The sequence below is a fragment of the Aeromonas sp. TS_SC_11 genome, from assembly GCF_057318915.1.
Map to the genome: position 1 here is coordinate 2172598 of NZ_CM170470.1, position 17174 is coordinate 2189771.

The 17174-nt window shown below is 50.1% G+C and carries 18 protein-coding genes and 1 pseudogene; 15 read left to right on the plus strand and 4 right to left on the minus strand.

Annotation, left to right across the window (positions count from 1 at the left end):
* Positions 1-196: 196 nt before the first annotated feature.
* Both AC1P02_RS10270 and AC1P02_RS10275 read left to right on the plus strand, forming a co-directional pair.
* Positions 197-823, plus strand: a complete 627-nt coding sequence (locus tag AC1P02_RS10270; protein ID WP_234576519.1) for a class I SAM-dependent methyltransferase — start codon at positions 197-199, stop codon at positions 821-823.
* Positions 807-1868, plus strand: a complete 1062-nt coding sequence (locus tag AC1P02_RS10275) for an HNH endonuclease (RefSeq protein ID WP_485185284.1) — start codon at positions 807-809, stop codon at positions 1866-1868. Before AC1P02_RS10270 ends, AC1P02_RS10275 begins: the two co-directional genes overlap by 17 nt.
* Here the strand turns inward: AC1P02_RS10275 and AC1P02_RS10280 are convergent.
* Together AC1P02_RS10280 and AC1P02_RS10285 are read right to left on the minus strand one after the other, a co-directional pair.
* Entirely contained in the window at positions 1863-3752 is a 1890-nt protein-coding gene (locus tag AC1P02_RS10280; RefSeq protein WP_485185286.1) for a DNA phosphorothioation-associated putative methyltransferase, read from the minus strand. The genes AC1P02_RS10275 and AC1P02_RS10280 overlap by 6 nt on opposite strands.
* The gene (locus AC1P02_RS10285) at positions 3752-4291 is read right to left on the minus strand and encodes a hypothetical protein (protein WP_485185288.1); all 540 of its coding nucleotides are present in this window, start codon (positions 4289-4291) and stop codon (positions 3752-3754) included. The genes AC1P02_RS10280 and AC1P02_RS10285 overlap by 1 nt, the downstream gene beginning before the upstream one ends.
* 425 nt (positions 4292-4716) lie before the next feature.
* Here AC1P02_RS10285 and AC1P02_RS10290 point away from each other — a divergent pair, with 425 nt between their 5' ends.
* Positions 4717-6051, plus strand: coding sequence for a tyrosine-type recombinase/integrase (locus AC1P02_RS10290; protein WP_485185290.1), 1335 nt, complete (start codon positions 4717-4719; stop codon positions 6049-6051).
* 9 nt (positions 6052-6060) lie between these two features.
* Here AC1P02_RS10290 and AC1P02_RS10295 read toward each other — a convergent pair whose 3' ends face one another.
* Positions 6061-7104, minus strand: a complete 1044-nt coding sequence (locus AC1P02_RS10295; protein ID WP_485185292.1) for a hypothetical protein — start codon at positions 7102-7104, stop codon at positions 6061-6063.
* Between the two features lie 605 nt (positions 7105-7709).
* On the opposite strand from AC1P02_RS10295, the gene AC1P02_RS10300 reads away from it, so the two are divergent.
* The 8 genes and pseudogenes from AC1P02_RS10300 (at position 7710) to AC1P02_RS10335 (ending at position 14211) form a co-directional block, all read left to right on the plus strand.
* On the plus strand, positions 7710-7886 hold the full coding sequence (locus AC1P02_RS10300; protein WP_016349760.1) for a helix-turn-helix transcriptional regulator: 177 nt from the start codon (positions 7710-7712) through the stop codon (positions 7884-7886).
* 376 nt (positions 7887-8262) lie between these two features.
* On the plus strand, positions 8263-8931 hold the full coding sequence (locus AC1P02_RS10305) for a YagK/YfjJ domain-containing protein (RefSeq protein ID WP_485185295.1): 669 nt from the start codon (positions 8263-8265) through the stop codon (positions 8929-8931).
* Positions 8932-9161: 230 nt separating this feature from the next.
* On the plus strand, positions 9162-9386 hold the full coding sequence (locus AC1P02_RS10310; RefSeq protein ID WP_485185297.1) for a hypothetical protein: 225 nt from the start codon (positions 9162-9164) through the stop codon (positions 9384-9386).
* A 111-nt stretch (positions 9387-9497) separates the two neighbouring features.
* Positions 9498-11126, plus strand: a complete 1629-nt coding sequence (locus AC1P02_RS10315) for a HamA C-terminal domain-containing protein (protein ID WP_485185299.1) — start codon at positions 9498-9500, stop codon at positions 11124-11126.
* Between the two features lie 104 nt (positions 11127-11230).
* Complete coding sequence (locus tag AC1P02_RS10320) at positions 11231-13372, plus strand: DEAD/DEAH box helicase (protein ID WP_485185301.1); 2142 nt, start codon at positions 11231-11233, stop codon at positions 13370-13372.
* A 74-nt stretch (positions 13373-13446) separates the two neighbouring features.
* On the plus strand, positions 13447-13668 hold the full coding sequence (locus tag AC1P02_RS10325) for a transposase (protein ID WP_485185303.1): 222 nt from the start codon (positions 13447-13449) through the stop codon (positions 13666-13668).
* Positions 13647-14028: pseudogene (locus AC1P02_RS10330) on the plus strand (IS3 family transposase); the annotation flags it as partial. The gene AC1P02_RS10325 and the pseudogene AC1P02_RS10330, both read left to right, overlap by 22 nt.
* Positions 14029-14052: 24 nt before the next feature.
* Positions 14053-14211 (plus strand): YagK/YfjJ domain-containing protein, encoded by a 159-nt coding sequence (locus AC1P02_RS10335; RefSeq protein ID WP_485185442.1) that lies wholly within the window; start codon positions 14053-14055, stop codon positions 14209-14211.
* Between the two features lie 58 nt (positions 14212-14269).
* Here AC1P02_RS10335 and AC1P02_RS10340 read toward each other — a convergent pair whose 3' ends face one another.
* Positions 14270-15346, minus strand: a complete 1077-nt coding sequence (locus AC1P02_RS10340; RefSeq protein WP_200005073.1) for a permease — start codon at positions 15344-15346, stop codon at positions 14270-14272.
* A 106-nt stretch (positions 15347-15452) separates the two neighbouring features.
* On the opposite strand from AC1P02_RS10340, the gene AC1P02_RS10345 reads away from it, so the two are divergent.
* From AC1P02_RS10345 to arsD, 4 genes are all read left to right on the plus strand, one after another.
* Positions 15453-15749: an ArsR/SmtB family transcription factor gene (locus AC1P02_RS10345; protein WP_052816427.1), complete on the plus strand. Its 297-nt coding sequence runs from the start codon at positions 15453-15455 to the stop codon at positions 15747-15749.
* An 85-nt stretch (positions 15750-15834) separates the two neighbouring features.
* Positions 15835-16218, plus strand: coding sequence for an ArsR/SmtB family transcription factor (locus AC1P02_RS10350; protein ID WP_052816428.1), 384 nt, complete (start codon positions 15835-15837; stop codon positions 16216-16218).
* Positions 16215-16694, plus strand: a complete 480-nt coding sequence (locus tag AC1P02_RS10355) for an arsenate reductase ArsC (protein WP_485185307.1) — start codon at positions 16215-16217, stop codon at positions 16692-16694. The genes AC1P02_RS10350 and AC1P02_RS10355 overlap by 4 nt, the downstream gene beginning before the upstream one ends.
* Positions 16695-16704: 10 nt before the next feature.
* Positions 16705-17133 (plus strand): arsenite efflux transporter metallochaperone ArsD, encoded by a 429-nt coding sequence (arsD, locus tag AC1P02_RS10360; RefSeq protein ID WP_485185309.1) that lies wholly within the window; start codon positions 16705-16707, stop codon positions 17131-17133.
* Positions 17134-17174 lie beyond the last annotated feature (41 nt).

A 17174-nucleotide genomic window follows, 5' to 3' on the forward strand; every position in this document is an offset into this window, starting at 1 on the left:
TGGCCGAATATTACCCGAAATGTTGAACGGTGGCATCATTCAGAGCCCTCTGGTCGCAGTTCTTTTTGCTGGCATCCCGTTTTGGTAAATGTCCCTGCATCCTTAATGGTTCATGTTTGGAAAGTGTCGTCCTTGTCATGGTCAACCCACTGATCTTGTGAGACTATTTCCCTTCCTTCTCCGATCGGAACGCATTGTGTCCCTCGATTACTACCAGCGCCACGCCACCGAATTGGCGACCCGTTACCAGCAGGTATCTGCTCGCGCTGTTCACGGCGACTGGCTCACTCTGCTGGAACCTTGGCTCCTGGCTGCGCCGCGCAGGTTGCTGGATGTGGGGGCTGGCAGTGGTCGTGATGCCGCGTTTTTAGCGGGGCTCCATCAGGGCCACTGTGTGGTCGCTGTCGAGCCCTGTCAGGCACTCGCTCTACAGGGGCAATGTCATACCCGTGAGGCTGCGGTGGCGTGGGTCAATGACGCTATGCCTGCTCTCTCTCGCGTGACGGGCACTTTTGATCTGATTTTGCTCAGTGCAGTCTGGATACATCTACCCCCGGAATTTCGTCCCTTGGCTCTGGCACGTCTTCATGAGCTGCTTTCACCAGATGGTTATCTGGTACTGAGTCTTCGCCTGGTTGTATCAGAGCAGGAGATGCGGGAGCGAGCCATGTACCCGGTGGCTGCCGATGAAGTCGAGCAGCTTGCATTGGGGGAGGCGATGACACTGCTCCATGTGTCAGAACCACAGGGGGATGCCTTGGCGCGTACCGGGTTGAGTTGGCAGAGTCTGATCCTTGGGGGCGAGCATGCACGCCTCCCCTGAGCAGCAACTCACCTTTATTGCTTATTTGCAACGTATCTTTACCGAAGGCGATTTTGTTGCCACTTACAAGTGCGCCTTGCTGCACGGGATTGCAGATATCGCGATTGAGCGCAGTACCGAGACCCATGATCTGACTTTGGCACGCACCATTACGCTGGACGAACTGGCGACCAAGTTTGTGGAGCTCTATTGGCAGCACAGTCTGCCCTACTCCGCGACGGGAGAAACGGCTACTTTGCTCAAACAGAGCAGCGGTCGTCAGGCCATCATGCTGACGGAGTTGTTCAGGCTGCGTGAAGAGGGTGTCCGTTCGGTGACAGCACTGCGTTGTCACGACGCTTGGCGGCTTCTTCTTGCTCGAGTTCGGCGCATCCTCATTGAGGGCCCCTTGTGGCGTCTGCAGATCCTGGGTGGGCGAGAGGAGTGCCACCTCTATCCTCATCAAAGGGGCGCGGATCATATCTGCCTTAACCCCGGAATTCTCTACTGTCTTCACCGCTTTTACGATCTGGTGGTCTCCCTCTCCCGACAGCATTGGCTGCAGCTTATCTGCGACATCAAGGGGAATCAGCCACTGATTGGCCCAAGTGTGGGACTGGAGGATTTTCTCTTTGGTTCAAGCCGTCAGGCGCTTGGGCGGGTAGGACATGTATTAAGAGAATTGCAGGGAGGAACCTGTTTTTACTGTAACAAGGCGATACACGGGCCTGGTGAGGTAGACCATTTTATCCCATGGCGTCGTTATCCAATTGATTTGGGCCACAACTTCGTACTGGCACACGCCAACTGTAACCGGAGCAAACGGGACTTTCTCGCCGCTCCCGAGCATAGGGATGCCTGGTACGAGCAGAATATCCTAACTCACGGGGCGTACCTCACTGACCAGCTGGCCCCCCTGGTGAGCATCGATGCCGAGCGTTCTACCTCAATCGCCACTTGGGCCTATCAGCAAGCAGTCCGTGAGCATGCCCGGTTGTGGCGTGGTATTGACCAGTTTGTGGACGTGACAGCCACTAGTGTGAATATTCCCCTGCGCTTTTTATGAGGCTTGAAAGCTCGATAAAAAGGGCCACCTCTTGCGAGGTGGCCCTATCCAAATGTTTGGTGGCCGGGTCTGCTCATTGATGTAGTCAAAGAAATCGACCTCCTGCTCGGCCATTTTGATCTTCACCCGCTCCACCAGATAGGGGATGGGTTTGCTGAAGTCGTCATATCCCATCAGGCTCACCTTGCCGGAGCGAATGTGCAGTTTGATCACATCGATATCGGTCAAGTCACCATAGAGTTGGCAAGCTGCCCCCAGGTAGACACGCAGCAGCGGCGGTAATTGCGCAATAAAGCATTTGTGCAGCAGCAGTGAATGGCTGGGATAGAGCAGGCTGTTGGGTAGCTGTTGATGGGCCAGCTCGCAGGCCTGGTTGATGAGGGAAATGTCGGCAATCTGATAGAGCAGCGCTTTGGTGGCCTGCTGTGCCTGTGGGTTGCCACCGAAAAAGGCTTTGATATCCCGCTGCAACTCGCTGGGGTACTGGGTATAGGCTTGTCGTTTTCCAAACAGGTTGAGTGCCAGGTAGACCAGCAAATCTTGCTGCCGCTCCAGTTCGGCCTGTTTTAGCTGGGCCAGGTCAAAATGCTGCCCAAGCAGGGTCATAGCTTTGCGATGGCTGCCTGCTATCTCCCTTAACTCGTCGCTTTGTTCAAATTCGTCATTGGCCGGAATGCGTCCAAGGGTCAGTGCCCGCTGCCAGAAGGCTTCAAACAGTGGTTGATGGCGAGAGATCAGCAGTGCTGCTGTGGCCTGATGGTTGGGGGTGGGCGAGGTCAGCTGCTGCCAGCTGTGGCTTCGACGTTGGCGCTGCGCCAAAAAGCGCTGCTCTTCGAGCTTGTCTTTGAACACGTAGAAGATGCCGGGGCCGACGGCGATGGCATTTTCATCCAGGGTCCTATCGATATAGTGTTTGAGCTCGCTTTGGTTGTAGTAGCGCTGAAAGGTGTTGCGAGAGGTGATGACGCCATCTTGATAAGGGGTGAACTGGGCAATAAAGCTGTCGTTGGCCAGCATGGCCGAGACGACCAGCAGGGTTTGGGTCAGCTCCCAGGCTCCGAGCAGCGCCTCCATCCGCTCATATTGATCCTCAATCACGTTAATCACAAAACCGAGATTGACCAGATGGGAGGGTACTTTCTCGCCATCCGGGCGAAAGTTCGGGTCCCAGCCCAGCGCGTCAATACCGTGTGCTTCCAGCTCCCGCAGGTCATCCCCCCGACCGCAGCCGTAATCAAACAACGCATGGTCGCCGTGGAGATAACCATGGCGGGCCAGCATCTTCATGGGGGCCGAGAGTTCATGGCGAACCAGCGCCGTTTTATGGCGATCAATCTGTGGGCCACCCTCTTCGGGCGGCAGGGCGGAGGCGCGAAACAGGCGCCCATCAACCAGTTGATAGCCATGTCTTGCGATAAGCCGCTCCCAAGAGGCTTTGAAGCCAATCATGCGAGGATGATCGTAAAGTCCCGCTAGCTCCCCCTCTTCGGTGATCTGGCGGCAGCTCTCTGCCTGTGGGTGATCCGGGGTCAGCATGCACTCTTTGCGATGCAGAATGGGGGGATTGTCTTGGTTGTCGTAGTGGGTGATTTTATGACTCAGTTTGGCCAGATCAACGGTGACGCTCTGCTTGAGGCTGGGATAAGCCTCATCAAAGAAGCTGGGGTAGCTCAGCAGTGACAGCCGGAAATCTTTCTTGGCCAATTTGAGCAGGTCCCACTCATTTTCTGGCAGCTTTAGCGCTTGAGCTACGGCGCAGACAAAGCGATAAAGTAGCGGGCTGGTAGTAGCCAGGGTCTCTTTGTGCAGATAGACCGCATCGGGCAGCACTTTTTTGTATGGCAGGGCGGCAACAAGTTGCGTGAAACGCTCGGGGCTTAGCATCAACACAGACCTTTGAGTTGTTCGAGGGTAAGACGCTTGGGGATGCGTCGACCTTGATGAGTTGCCAGCTGCACGATCATGCGACTCTGTTTCGGTCCATAGCTGATATGAAGTGGTTTATCCGGTCCATAGAGATAGAGGCGATCAAACGGGGTGAGTTGAGCCAGCCACAGGGCAATCTGATAGCTGTTTTTCCTTGGGTATATCAAATCAATAGCATCTCCTTGCCGAGGACAGACAAGTCGCCCCTGCTTGTTGAGTTCACAGGCTGCATGCTGATCAAGGGTTGGGGCTATGCCGGGGGAGGGGTTGGCCAGAATAATTTTACGCAGCACCACCCCGCAAAACCCATAGGTGAGCGATGGGGGGCCAAATGCTTCTACCAGCGGGTCGAGAATATGGGTAGCCAGTTCACGGTAGGCCAGCCAGCTGTCATTGTGCTCGGGTAAGTTGGGGCATTGAATACGCTGCCAAGTTTCACCACAGTGAAACAGCATCTCGAAGGTAAAGTGGCGGCTACATGAGCGGTAGATATCCATTGCTCATTTACTCTTTCCATGGCGAAAAGGTCAATGCAGGGCTTCCATTCGCTTAAGGAAGGTAAGCGCTGCCTAGTACTCAAGGCTGACGCAGAGATACCGCAACAAAAGATGACACATTCGAGAATTTGGGATGTGCAGAAACACCCAAGCCAAAAACGACCAAGGGGTTGGCACCATGACGATGCCAACCCCTTGTTTTATATGGTGCTCCCGACTGGAGTCGAACCAGTGGCCTGTCCCTTAGGAGCCAAGGTAGGTAGTGTTTCAGAAGGTTTTATAAAGTTGATTTATTGATGGTAATTGATTGTTTTTAATATCAATTTTACTTGTTGTGGGTTTCAGCTAGTTTCATGAAGTCTCACCCTATATCATGTTTGTTGTGGTACCCCAAGTGGTACCCCAAACAGGGGGGAGAGAATGCTATGGCAAGAAAACCGGTAACTCAGGATCGAGAGATCCCCTCATTGATTTTGCAAGGGGAGGCTTCGATTACCCGCTATGCGGTGAAATCTCCCCATGGTGGTGGATTAGCTATTGAGGTTAGGGCAGGGAAGAGCAAGCGGTTTGTCTATCGTTATCGGATTGCTGGCACTCAGGCGACAGTTGTTCTGGGTAATTACCCAGCGTTGTCGTTGGCGCGAGCCAGGCTTGAGCATGCAGAGCTGGCTGCCCTGGTAAAGAAAGGGGTTGATCCACGCAAGCATGTTGCTAGTGAAAAGGCTAAAAATGAAACGGCCCTGACGATGGATGAGTTGCTTGGACGATGGCTTGATGCGCAGCGTGTTGCTGAGGTTGTCAAACCCAAAACCCTCCAATGTCATCAGGAGCGTTGGAATCGTCATCTCAAGAAAACTCTGGGCAATATTCGTTTAATCGATCTGACTCGTGCCCACTTGGCGCAAGCGTTAGAGATCACTCGGCGTGCAACAAAAGACGAAACGCGTAAGGGGTTGGGCACGCTGAACCAGATGTTGGATTATGCGGTGGTTCACTGCCTGATCGAGGCCAACCCTGCGAGACTGTTGAGACCCAAGGATTTTGGTGCCAGTGCCGGTTCGCCAAGAGAGAGATGGCTGACAGTCCCCGAATTGCGCAGGCTATGGAAGGCGATTGATGAGGATCTTGGAAGTGGTGGTAGCTTGGCGGCTGGAGGGCGTGGTGTTTCTCGCCATGCTACTATTTCTCTGCCAGCGGCGAATGCGATCAAGCTATTGATACTGACCGGATGTCGTAGAGGCGAGGTCGCTAATATGCGTTTTTCACATATTAGAGATGATGTCTGGACGATCCCTGATACTAAGAATGGGAAGCCACATTCGGTATTCTTATCTCGACAGGCGAAAGCGTTGATTGATGAACAAGCACTACATGTAAACGGGGACTTCATTTTTGAATCAGATAGACCTAAAAGTGACGTAATTGAACCAATTTTAGTTGACTCGATAACCAGAGCTTTAAGGCGATTTATTTCTCGCTCTTTATCTGACATGGAACCATTTACCGTACATGATTTACGGCGTAGTGCTGCAACAAATTGGGCTGAGAGATTAGATGCAGAAGAGAGAGTGATTGAATTATGTCTGAATCATCTCCCACTCAATAAATTGGTTAGAACCTATCATCGTTCGCGACATGATGATAAGAAAAAAATGCTATGGCAACGCTGGGGTGAGTTGGTTGAACTAGAGGTGGCAAATGAGCCGCAAAAAAACAGTAGCCATGGTAATGTTATTGAATTCATCAAAAAAGTAAAATGAAAAAGCGGACTAGTGTCCGCCTTTTTTTATTTGTTCATATTCTTCTCTAATCAATCTTGTGACTACCTCATTTTTTCTTCTATCAGTGTTTTCACAAATAAAATCTAGCTTTTTTATAATGTCCTCAGATAGAACAATACTGACAGCCTTCTTGCCATTGTTTTTATCCCGATATGCCTTTTGCGACCAAGCAGACTTCATGCTTTTTTTTAATAGTGCCCTTTTGTATTTGTATTCATGAAGTAAATCAAAGGTGGCAATTATCCCGTTACGTTTGTCATGTTTGTCACCATTATTTATAAACCAGCTTGGCACTTTTGTTTTGTGTATATAAGACCATGCCCAGTTAGATTTTTCTAGTTCTTGCAGAGTTATCCAAGTTTCAATGTCGTCACTGTTTTTTATAAAGCTCCATTTATTTTCAAGGGATTTTATATTTTCTGCTTTTTCATCCAATAAAACATTCCACGTGTCAAAATATGAAATGACATTATCCTTTATTTCATCGTTGTTTTTAGGTATGGAAGAGTTAAACCTGAAGGCATTTCCAAAAGTGTAAAAAATATTGTTTCCATCAAATTCATCTAAGTCGTTTTCCACAATGATTGAATTTTCTGGTAGGTAAAGTTCATGTACATTTCTGGATAGTGGTTTATTATCCCCGAGGGATAGATTATTATGGATTATTTTATCATATGTTCTGGTTTTAGCACTATTCACATATGCCCATAAGAAATTGCATAGTCTATTATTATTGGTGTTAATCCATTCGAAGTGTGAACGATCTAAGCACTCTGCATTTGCCATTACCTTGAAATACTCTGGAGACTCACGTGGAATAATAATGTTCTTTGATCCTAACTCGTTATGAATTCTGTCTAGGTTCACTCTGCTATGTAAGTTTTGACGATTTTCAGATATCGCCGACAATAATTCATCCACATGTAATTCCAGTGGTTTGAATTTATTTTTGTCAACATGGTGGATGTTGCAAACTAGATTTAATTCCCGTTTGCTCAGGTTGAGTAGCGGTCGATTGATACTCTTTGACATAGTGGAAACCTCGTTAGTTACTTAGTAATCTGTTGATTGTTTTATGTGCATTTATGATGTGTTTTTAACTGATTTTAGATTGGTTATCAATTGATTTTAGTGTGTTTTTTAACATGTAAGTATCATGATTTCTTCGTGTGCTGCGTACTAGCATGCAGATCCTTAAGGTAGAGCCAGCATGTCGTTGAAATGACCAGCCAGTGCTGCCTATCGATCCAGTGAGTGATGAGCCTATGAAAGAGTGTCAGCAGTGGAGTGGCTTTTTAGGATTACGGCTTTAACGGGACCAGCAGCTGGATGAGGTGAGGAGGGGGGGTCAACATTGAAGATCCATGTCCACTTCAACATTCAGTGTGCAGCTATCTATAAAAGTAAACAGTATTAAGTTCATGAGCATGCTTTGAACACGTATATAGATATAAGTTCACCAATCGCATGTTCATGACTTCTCCATGTGTCAACATCAGTTTCATAGAGATACGTATGCTACAGGTTACGATATTTAGCGTGCTCACAACAAAAATGTAATACTAATTTTTTTCGTTTTTATGATGTAGGTTTTTTACGTGATGGACTACTTCTATGGACGACAAAAGGAGCTCATCATGAAGTTACTTAAATTGAAGGATGTCATCGCAATGACATCACTCTCTAAGGCATCAGTTTATCGTCAGATGAATGACGGGAAATTTCCAGCATCAGTCAAGATCGGCCCAAGATCTGTTGCTTGGGTTAGCTCTGAAATAGAGTTGTGGATTGAAGAGAAAAGAAATCTTCGCTAGGGATAATTTCTGACGAGTTATCGATGTTAATTGGCTAGTTGCTGAGTCTACAAGACTTGTCCTATCAGGGACTAGAGTTATTAGGTTGGTTTTACATTCAATACTTTGGTGCCGGCAATAGTAATATATAAATAAGAGGTTCAAATCAACAAATAGTAAAACTGCATACTCAAGTATGCAGAACGACAGTACAAACATGTGGATGTCATAACCATCAGCATACCGAAATAAATAACCCATCATATCGCTAAGTTGATAGCACTGTTTCAAACCTTCAATGAAAGTGTGCTAGTGCACACTTGCAAACTGCTACCTTAATTCTAACGCAGGCATACATTCGTAGAATGTGGTCCTTCTTCTATCTATGGAGTTTAATATGTTTGACACTCTTAATGAATATCGAGTGGCGGCTGAACGCCACTACCAGAAAAATGGTTATACTTTCGATAAGGATAACCTCAGTAAAATTGTTGCTGTGATGAATGATGCTTTTACTCAATACTCTAGGGTCTTTGCTTTTAGAGTTGACCTTCGCTTTCCTGATAATTTGTTTACCAGGATGCTATCAGAAGGTAGTTCACGTTATCATGGTGATGTGCTGAAAGCATTTTTTGCGGAACTTAAAAAACTGTTTGTTCTGGATCAGCTGTCCCAAGCTACAAATGGAAAAAGAGTTCGCAAAACAGCAATCAGATATATTTGGGCGAGGGAGCAAACAGCTGAGGCTATCGTTCCTCACTATCACTTGATGTTTTTCTTAAATGGGGATGCCTATTACTCTCTGGGGAACTTTAAGTCTGAGAATATGAATCTGGCAAACAAGCTTAGAGTAGCTTGGCATCGAGCCGTCTTTGAAGCGGATGTATCAATTGATTTTTGCAGGAGACGAGGATTGGTTCAACTTTCAGAAAAGGGACAGCACGAAGTTTTCTCAAATGATCCTGTGGCTATAACAAAAGTGCTGCTCCATGCAGCCTACCTTGCCAAAAGGGAATCCAAGCGCCGTGGGCAGGGATATCAGTGTTTTGGGGGGAGTAACCTTTGAAGGCTTATTGGGGTTGATAAAAGACTTTTACTGCGGCTTTAGATGGCATCTGATCCGGGAGTTTCTGCTCCCGGATCTGTTAAGCTAGCCCCTAATTGGTCGTATTACTCGGAGTATCCATGGCAGCCTATTCCCCACCATGTACCCTGACCCACGCAATGTTGAGCCGGGTGGCGGAAATTACCAAGTTGGTGGGACAGTGACGGTCGACTCAGCGCTCTCAAGTACCCATGTTGCGTCGGGAGAACCGGATCAGCACGATACATGCATCTCTGGCTATCGAGCAAAACACCCTGAGTGTTGAGCAGGTAACTGCAGTGATTGACGGCAAGCCCGTGTTGGGGTTACCTCGTGAGATCCAGAAAGTGCCCAATGCCTTTGTCGCCGATGAAGCGATCTCGAACTGGGCTGAATACAGCGTATGTGAGACCCGACAGGGTTTTGTTGATTTCTAAGCAATAGTCTTGTCAAAATATGTCAATCAGTTAGCTACAGGATGGAACAGCTCGATTAGTTAAGCGGATGCCAGATGTCTGCAAATATTTTCTCGATGCAAGGATGCCATTATGAGTATTACTAGCCTATCCAATGCAGGTGGGCCCGCGGCAAGGCAAGGCTTCAAGTATCAAGACCATGTAGCCGTCACCTTCATTTTCAAAATGCTCCGCGATAGCACCTACTCCCAAGTGGAATGTGAGACAGCGGACGACATCGTGACCGTATTCCAGTGCGACGGACAGCTCGTAAGCGAGTACATCCAGGTCAAGACGACCGAAGCTAACCATAAATGGAACTGGAAAGAGGTGATCGCCCTGGACGGCACCAAGGCCGACTCTTCCCTGCTGCATAAATCTCTGAAATGCGACGTGCGCCCAGGACTTGCCCGCTTCCGAATAGTGACCAAGCGCGACGTTGCAACCATTCTTGAGGGCTTCAAGGTTGAGCTGGAGAAGCGGGTGTTGCCTGACTCCACTACAGACCGAGGCACGGCACTGGTCAAAAAATTCAAGAAGTTTGCCTCACCGCAGAAACGGAATTTCGCCTACTGGGCTGACAACTGTGTCTGGCAGGTCTACGGCGATGTCGAGGCGTTGGAAGCGGTCAATATCAAGGTTCTGTCCCAGCTTGCAGAAGGGCTCGGAAATCGACCCAACTACACCCAACTTCAGGCGATTTACGACGAATTCCTGGAGATGGCCGACAAGGCTGCCACAGCCAATGTGAAGACAGCGGCTGCATCAAAAATCATTCTTCGTGAGCCAGCACTAGCACGCTTGAAAAAGCTATTGGACGAGGCTGATGACAAATCAATAGCCACCTCCAAACCCTACAAAAAGCGCCCGGATCCGTTCTTGGTCGAGTTTCACGCGAGCACCGAAGAGGGTCTGCTGCATTCATTTTCTGGCTTTGACGTGAAGTATTCGCTAAAAAAATGGCGGCACGAGACCTTCGCAAAGCACCTCATCGAATGGCTGCCCGAGTTTTCCCTCAAGGCCAGCGAGATCGTCAATATCCTTGCGCACAACGCCGAAGCGATTCTCGCCCGGTCAATTAGTACTTTCAGCGACAGTGACCTACCGCGCGACAGGCTCATCGCGGAACTGATTCTCCACGCTATCTTGCGCAGCCGCCAAAACAGCGAACCCGTGGCGTGCAAAGTCTTCTACAAATCCGCCGGCAAGCTTTCGGAGTTTGGTAACGCCCATATCGTTCAGATACCTGGCCAGGACGATCAGTTATGGCTAGGTCTTGCTCGCCTGATTGAAGCAAACGCCATGGATGCAACGCTGGAGCAGATCTGCGAAGTCCTTGACGAGACGATCTCAGAAACAGTGCTGTCGGCAGAACGCGAAATTATCATCTCTCTGCGCGAACCATTGCACCATCAGCCAAAAGCAGATGCCTTCAACCAGGCCTTGCACCGCAATTCACCCGTCGATGACATGCTGAATGTCCTCTGCTTCCCGATCCTGTTGACCTACGACAGCAAAGCGCTTTCGTCAGGATGGCTCGCTGACTACATCAACAGCCTCAAGACTGAGATCGAGACCCACTTCAGCACCTTCACTACACAACTGCCGGAGAACATCAAGCAGGTGAAGGTGATGGTCTTTCTGGTGCCAATGGAAAGCATTGAACTGCTGACCAAGGCTTTCAACGCTCGCTGCGAAAAGCTGGAAGAGCTACAGGTATGAGCTGATTCCTGCTCTTCGGTTTACGCAGCAGAACGTACAAGAAGGGGAAGGTATCCCGAGTGGTGGACCATCCTGCCTCGGAGGTCTCAAGGAATGATGCGGTCATGAACTACGAAACGATCAAGAACAAGCTAGCGAAACTCGGTGATGAAGGTGCATCAACGATCGATGTACTGCTGGCTATCAACACTATAGTCAACAGAAGCAACTCTGAATGGGAAGGTCGCGACCTAGTGATACGAGCACTCGACAAATTCAACCTTTTCGACGCAGTCGAACAGTCGCTGCTGCTCAACATGGTACGTGCCGTCGGACTATTCCCCTACATTACGCCTCACCTCAGCAACATGGCGCTTTCTGACCGTCTGGCTTATGAGGTGCACAGGGTTGAAGGTGTTGAACAGGGCATGGTGTTTCACCATCTGCAGGCCCACGTTTTCAGCTTGATCATGCAAGGTCGCAACGTGGTACTCAGTGCATCCACAAGCGTTGGAAAAAGCCTCGTAATTGACGCGGTACTGGCACAGCGACGATTCAAGAAAGTAGTCGTGATCGTTCCGACCATTGCACTGATCGACGAAACTCGTCGCCGCTTGGTCAAGCGTTTCAAGGGTTTCAATCTGATCACGCACCCCAGTCAGGAAGCAGTGCCCGACACAACCAACGTCTATCTCCTCACCCAGGAGCGCGTCATCCAGCGTCCTGACCTTGCGGATGTGGAGTTCTTCGTCCTGGATGAGTTCTACAAAATCGACTTGGCGAACGGTACAGACGAAAACACCCGTGCTGTTGATCTGAGCCTCGCCTTCCATAAGCTCGCCAAGACCGGTGCTCAGTTCTACATGCTCGGGCCGCACATCCAGAAGATCTCTGGTTTGGATGGTTACGAGTATCACTTCATCCCGTCCGACTACAGCACTGTCGCGGTCGACATCCAGAATTTCAATCTGGGGATGCGCTCCGAAGAACGAGAGGAAAAGTTGCTGGAGCTGGTTAAAACCCTGGACTCACCCACTCTGATCTACTGTCAGGCTCCACCCAGTGCGAACAGGGTTGCCGAGTATTTGATTAAGAAAGCTGAGCTGACCCCAGTGCCGGAGACGCAGGAAATCGCCGCATGGATTTCCAAGCACTACCATCCTGAATGGAACGTTGCCAAGGCCATATCTCTGGGCATCGGGATTCACCATGGTGGGGTGCCGCGCGCACTCCAGCAGTACATCGTCAAACTTTTCAACGAAGGCACCATCAAGCGGATCATCTGTACGTCTACGATGATCGAGGGCGTTAACACCTCGGCAGAGAACGTGATCATTTACGACCGTCGCCTGAACACCTCGACGTTCGACTACTTCACGTACAAGAACATTTCTGGTCGTGCAGGCCGTATGAACAAGTACTTCATTGGCAAGGTATTTATGCTCGAGGCTCCCCCTCCTGAGGAAGGGCTGATAGTCGAGTACCCCATCGGTCATCAGGATGAAAGCTCCCCTATGGGGCTGCTAATGCAGTTGGAACCCGAGTACCTGACCGATATCTCGCGTGGCAGGCTGCAGGATGCTTATGCCAACCCGGTGTTGTCACCGACGACCCTGATCGAGAACCGGCACATTCCGATTGAGCGGCAAGTCGAGGTGGCGGAAACGATAATTCGAGATCTACCGAACAGCCGAAAACTGCTGGGTTGGAAAGGTATCCCTGAGCCGAACCAAGTCAATTATCTATGTGAGCTGGTCTACAGCCTGGAGGGCGGTAACCTGATGGATTACGGGATATCGTCCAGCTCGCAATTGGCTTGGCACATCAATGAGCTCCGAACTCAGAAAAACCTGCCAGCGTACTTACGAGACGCGGTAGATAATCGACGACAGGACTACACACCCAGCGAAGCGATCAACCTACGCCTGAAATTCATCAGGAATATGGTTTGCTTCCGATTGCCTCGGGACATCATGGCCGTCAACAAAATCCAGGCCGACGTGTTGGCGCAAAGAGGGATAGAGCCGGGTGACTTCAGCTTCTTTGCTGAGCAGCTTGAAAATATGTTCCTCGACCCGCTACTCACAGCGTTGGACGAATACGGAATTCCCACTCAGATCTCGACCCAGGTCAAGAACCTCATTTTGCCATCGGAACATCTGAACGACCTACTGGCGAAACTTCGGGCCTTGGCACCCAGAATAGAGCACCTTCAACTGACTGACTTTGAAAAAAGCTTAATGCGTTGGGCTGTATCCGAAATGTAGCGTGCTTTGCTGTGAGGTACCCTGATTTTCACAGTCAGTCCCGGTTGTTACGATGAGACAATCGGGGGTATTGAATGAAATCGAGAGAACATTATTCACTAGAGTTTCGTGCAGATGCAGTTCGACTGGTGTTGGAGCAAGGGCTCAGCCAAGCGGAAGCAGCCAGAAGACTCAGCATTGCCAAAGGCACATTGGCTAACTGGGTTGTGGCGGCCAAAGGAAGACAGGAAAAACGGTTCCAGGAGGACGTTCTGTCACTGAGTTGGAAGGAGAAGACGAGGGCTGGCTCTATCTAGCTGGCCTCAAGGATATGTTTACTTGTGAAATAGTGGGCTATGAGATGGGAGAGAGAATGACCACCGGGTTGGTCAGCCAGGCTCTGTTTCGCGCCGTGCAGCAGAAGAGGTCGCCCGCCGGACTCATCAGCCGTCAGTATTGCGCTAAGGCTTACCGGGCTCTTCAGCATGCAGACCTCCATGTAACGTAAGGGGAACTGCTTTGACAATGCCCCGATAGATAGCTTCTGGGGGTCTCTTAAAAATGAATTGGCTCACCACTATCGATTCAAGACGAGAGCAGAGGCCAAGGCAGCGATCCAGGAATACATCGAGTTTTTTTATAACCGCCAACATCGGCACTCACGACTTGGGAAGATACCACTCTGCAAGATTGTAAAAAAAATGGGATTGGTGCATTTCCCAAAAAATGCTGAGTATCTGATTGAGCGGAACGATACCGAATCACTCAAGAAGATGCTTGAGCGGGCAGCCTATCTTGCTAAAAATGAGGCAAAACGACGCAGAGAGGGATACCGATGTTTCGGGGCAAGTAATCATTGAGCATTGGTGAACATTTTCTGTATAAAAGGGCCTTCTGTTTCAGAAGGCCCTTTGTCATTTATGCAAACAGCAGTTGGGTCAGATAACCCATCATGACGGCCATCCCCAGTATGACGGTCAGGAACGCCACAATCATAGGTGTTCTGAACATCGACTTGAGCAGGATCACCTCGGTCAGGCTGGCCCCCGCACTACCGATAATCAGTGCCATCACCGCCCCCATGCCCATTCCTTTGCCCAGCAATACCGATGCCAGAGGGATAACGGCTTCTGCCCGGATATAGAGTGGAATACCCACAACTGCGCTGAATGGGATCGCCAGCGGGTTGTCTGCCCCGGCGTGGGCCGCTATCCACTCGGCGGGGATGAAACCATAGATAAATGACCCTATCAGCACCCCCAGCAACAAGTAAGGCAGCACTTCTTTGAATTGTTGCCAAGCATCGATACGCGCTTTGGCGAAGGCAGTGGGAATGACTGGGGCCTGGGTCAGTGCCGCAGTGCCATCTGCGCAGCAAGAGACAGTTGGCGCGGCCTCATCGGGTTGCGCAGTACAGCAAGATGCCTGGGCCTTTAGCGGTTTGACGGACTTGATAGCATTGCTTGAGCAGCAGGCTGTTGCACTCACACTTGCAGGTTCTTGTGTAGTGGTGCCACAACCGGTGCCACAGCTGCTTTGCTTAGCCTCTTTGGGGTCAATGACATGACGCTCAAACCCCAGCATGTCCAGCAACATACTCGCCAGTACAGAAACTCCCGCTGCAATCACGGCATACAACATCGTCACCTTCCAGCCGAAGGTGGCCCACATCAGGCCGACGATGATCGGGTTGAGCAGCGGCGAGACAAACAGGAAAGTCAGGGTTGGCCCAAAACCAGCTTTGGCAGACAAGAGTCCGCGCAGCATGGGGATGGTTGAGCAACTGCAAAATGGGGTCAATGCTCCCAGTACGGCAGAAATCAAATAGCCTCTGCCTTTTCGTGCTCCCAGCATGGCTTGGATTTTGGCATCGGGGATCTTCTGGCGGATCAAGCTGACCCCAGCACTGATCACCAGAAACAGCACAGAAAGCTCGAAAGCCAGGAACAAAAACATCTGAGATGCATCTGTCAGCATGGTTAACCAGTCATTCATCTTCATGTCCTCTTTGGTTTACTATATTTCTAAAATAATGGAATTATTGAGGTGGTCAAGATATTTCTGGTATTATCGAAATATGCGTCATCGAGAGGAGTGAACTATGCAATTGGAAGAGGTTGCTAAGGCATTGAAAGAGCTGGGTCACCCGACTCGTTTGTTCATTTTCAAGCATTTGGTCAAAGCGGGAGAGCAAGGCCTGCCTGTTGGAGACTTGCAAAAACAGCTCGCCATTCCCGCATCGACCCTAAGCCACCACATTGCCGCGCTGGTCTCGGTTGGCCTAGTCAAGCAGAACCGGGAGAGCCGTACCCTGCTGTGCGTCTCTCAATACGAAGTGCTGGAAGAGATCATTGCGTTTTTCCGTGAAGAGTGTTGTGTAAACAGTAACTGTACCTAAATAAATCAACAGCAAGGTTTGGGTGGGTTGATCATTTCAACGATTCTTGTATAGTTGTATTCATGAAATGAATGAAGAGGTTCAAATGAATAAAGATACAGCCACTAAAGTCTTCGAGTCTCTCGCATCCGGTATCCGCCTCGATGTATGGCGTCTGCTGGTCAAGGCAGGACTGGAGGGTATGGTCGCTGGCCAGCTTGCCAGTGAACTGGATGTCGCCCCGAACACTCTTTCATTCCATCTGAAAGCCATGCTGTATGCAGGCCTTGTCTCGGTGGAGCAAGAGGGCCGTTTCTTGCGTTACCGCGCCAATATTCCCCTGATGCTCGACTTGATCGGTTACCTCACCGAAGAGTGCTGCTATGGCAATCCAGAGCAGTGCTCGGATATGCGCAGTGCGGCCAATTGTACCCCTGAGGTGCTCCCCCCCGTTCATACCTGCACCAACAAGGAAAGTTGCTCATCATGAATATCTTGTTCCTATGCACAGGCAACTCTTGCCGTTCCATTCTGGCAGAGGCGACCTTTAACCAACTGGCGCCAGCCGGTTGGCATGCCACGAGTGCCGGTAGTCAGCCAACCGGTGAGGTGCATCCCCGTTCACTGGCGTTATTGACCCGCGAAGGTATCGACATCAGCGGATTGCACAGCAAATCCTGGCATGAGCTGCCGGTGACGCCAGATGTTGTGATCAGCGTGTGTGGTAACGCGGCCAATGAAACCTGTCCTGTCTATTTGGGGCCTGTATTGCGAGCCCACTGGGGCGTAGATGATCCCGCCCATGTGACCGGCAGCGAGGAGCAGATAGCGCTCGCCTTTCACTGTGCATACTCGACGCTGAGAAAGCGTATCGAAGCCCTCTTGTCGCAGGATGTATCCCGTTTTTCCACTGATCGCGAGGGGCTAAAAGCAGCCCTGAATGCGATTGCCACCGAGATTAAGTGAGGAAGAAATCATGAGACTGATACAGGTATTCGACCCGGCCCTGTGCTGCTCCAGCGGTGTATGTGGCGCAGATGTTGACCAAAATCTGGTGATCTTTGCTGGTGATGCCGAGTGGCTCAAACAACAAGGTGGCTCTCTATACCGATTCAACCTGGCACAACAGCCCCTGGTCTTCGCTGAAACCCCGGCAGTGGCTTCCTTCCTGGCACTGTCTGGGGAAGAAGGATTACCGGTGACGCTGGTTGATGGCCAGGTGGTACTCACCGGTCGTTATCCCAGCCGCGCTGAACTGATCCGTTATGCAGGGCTGGCGTTGCCGAAAGCACCAGAAAGCGATGGTGCCGACGTTGAACAGCCAGAAGCTGAGTCCAACAAAGCCGGGGCCATCAAAGGGATCGTCAAGAGTGGATGCTGCTCCGGTAGCAGTGGTTGCTGCTAAGCACCATCGTGTGGTTGGAAAGATCTCTGTTTGCTTTATGG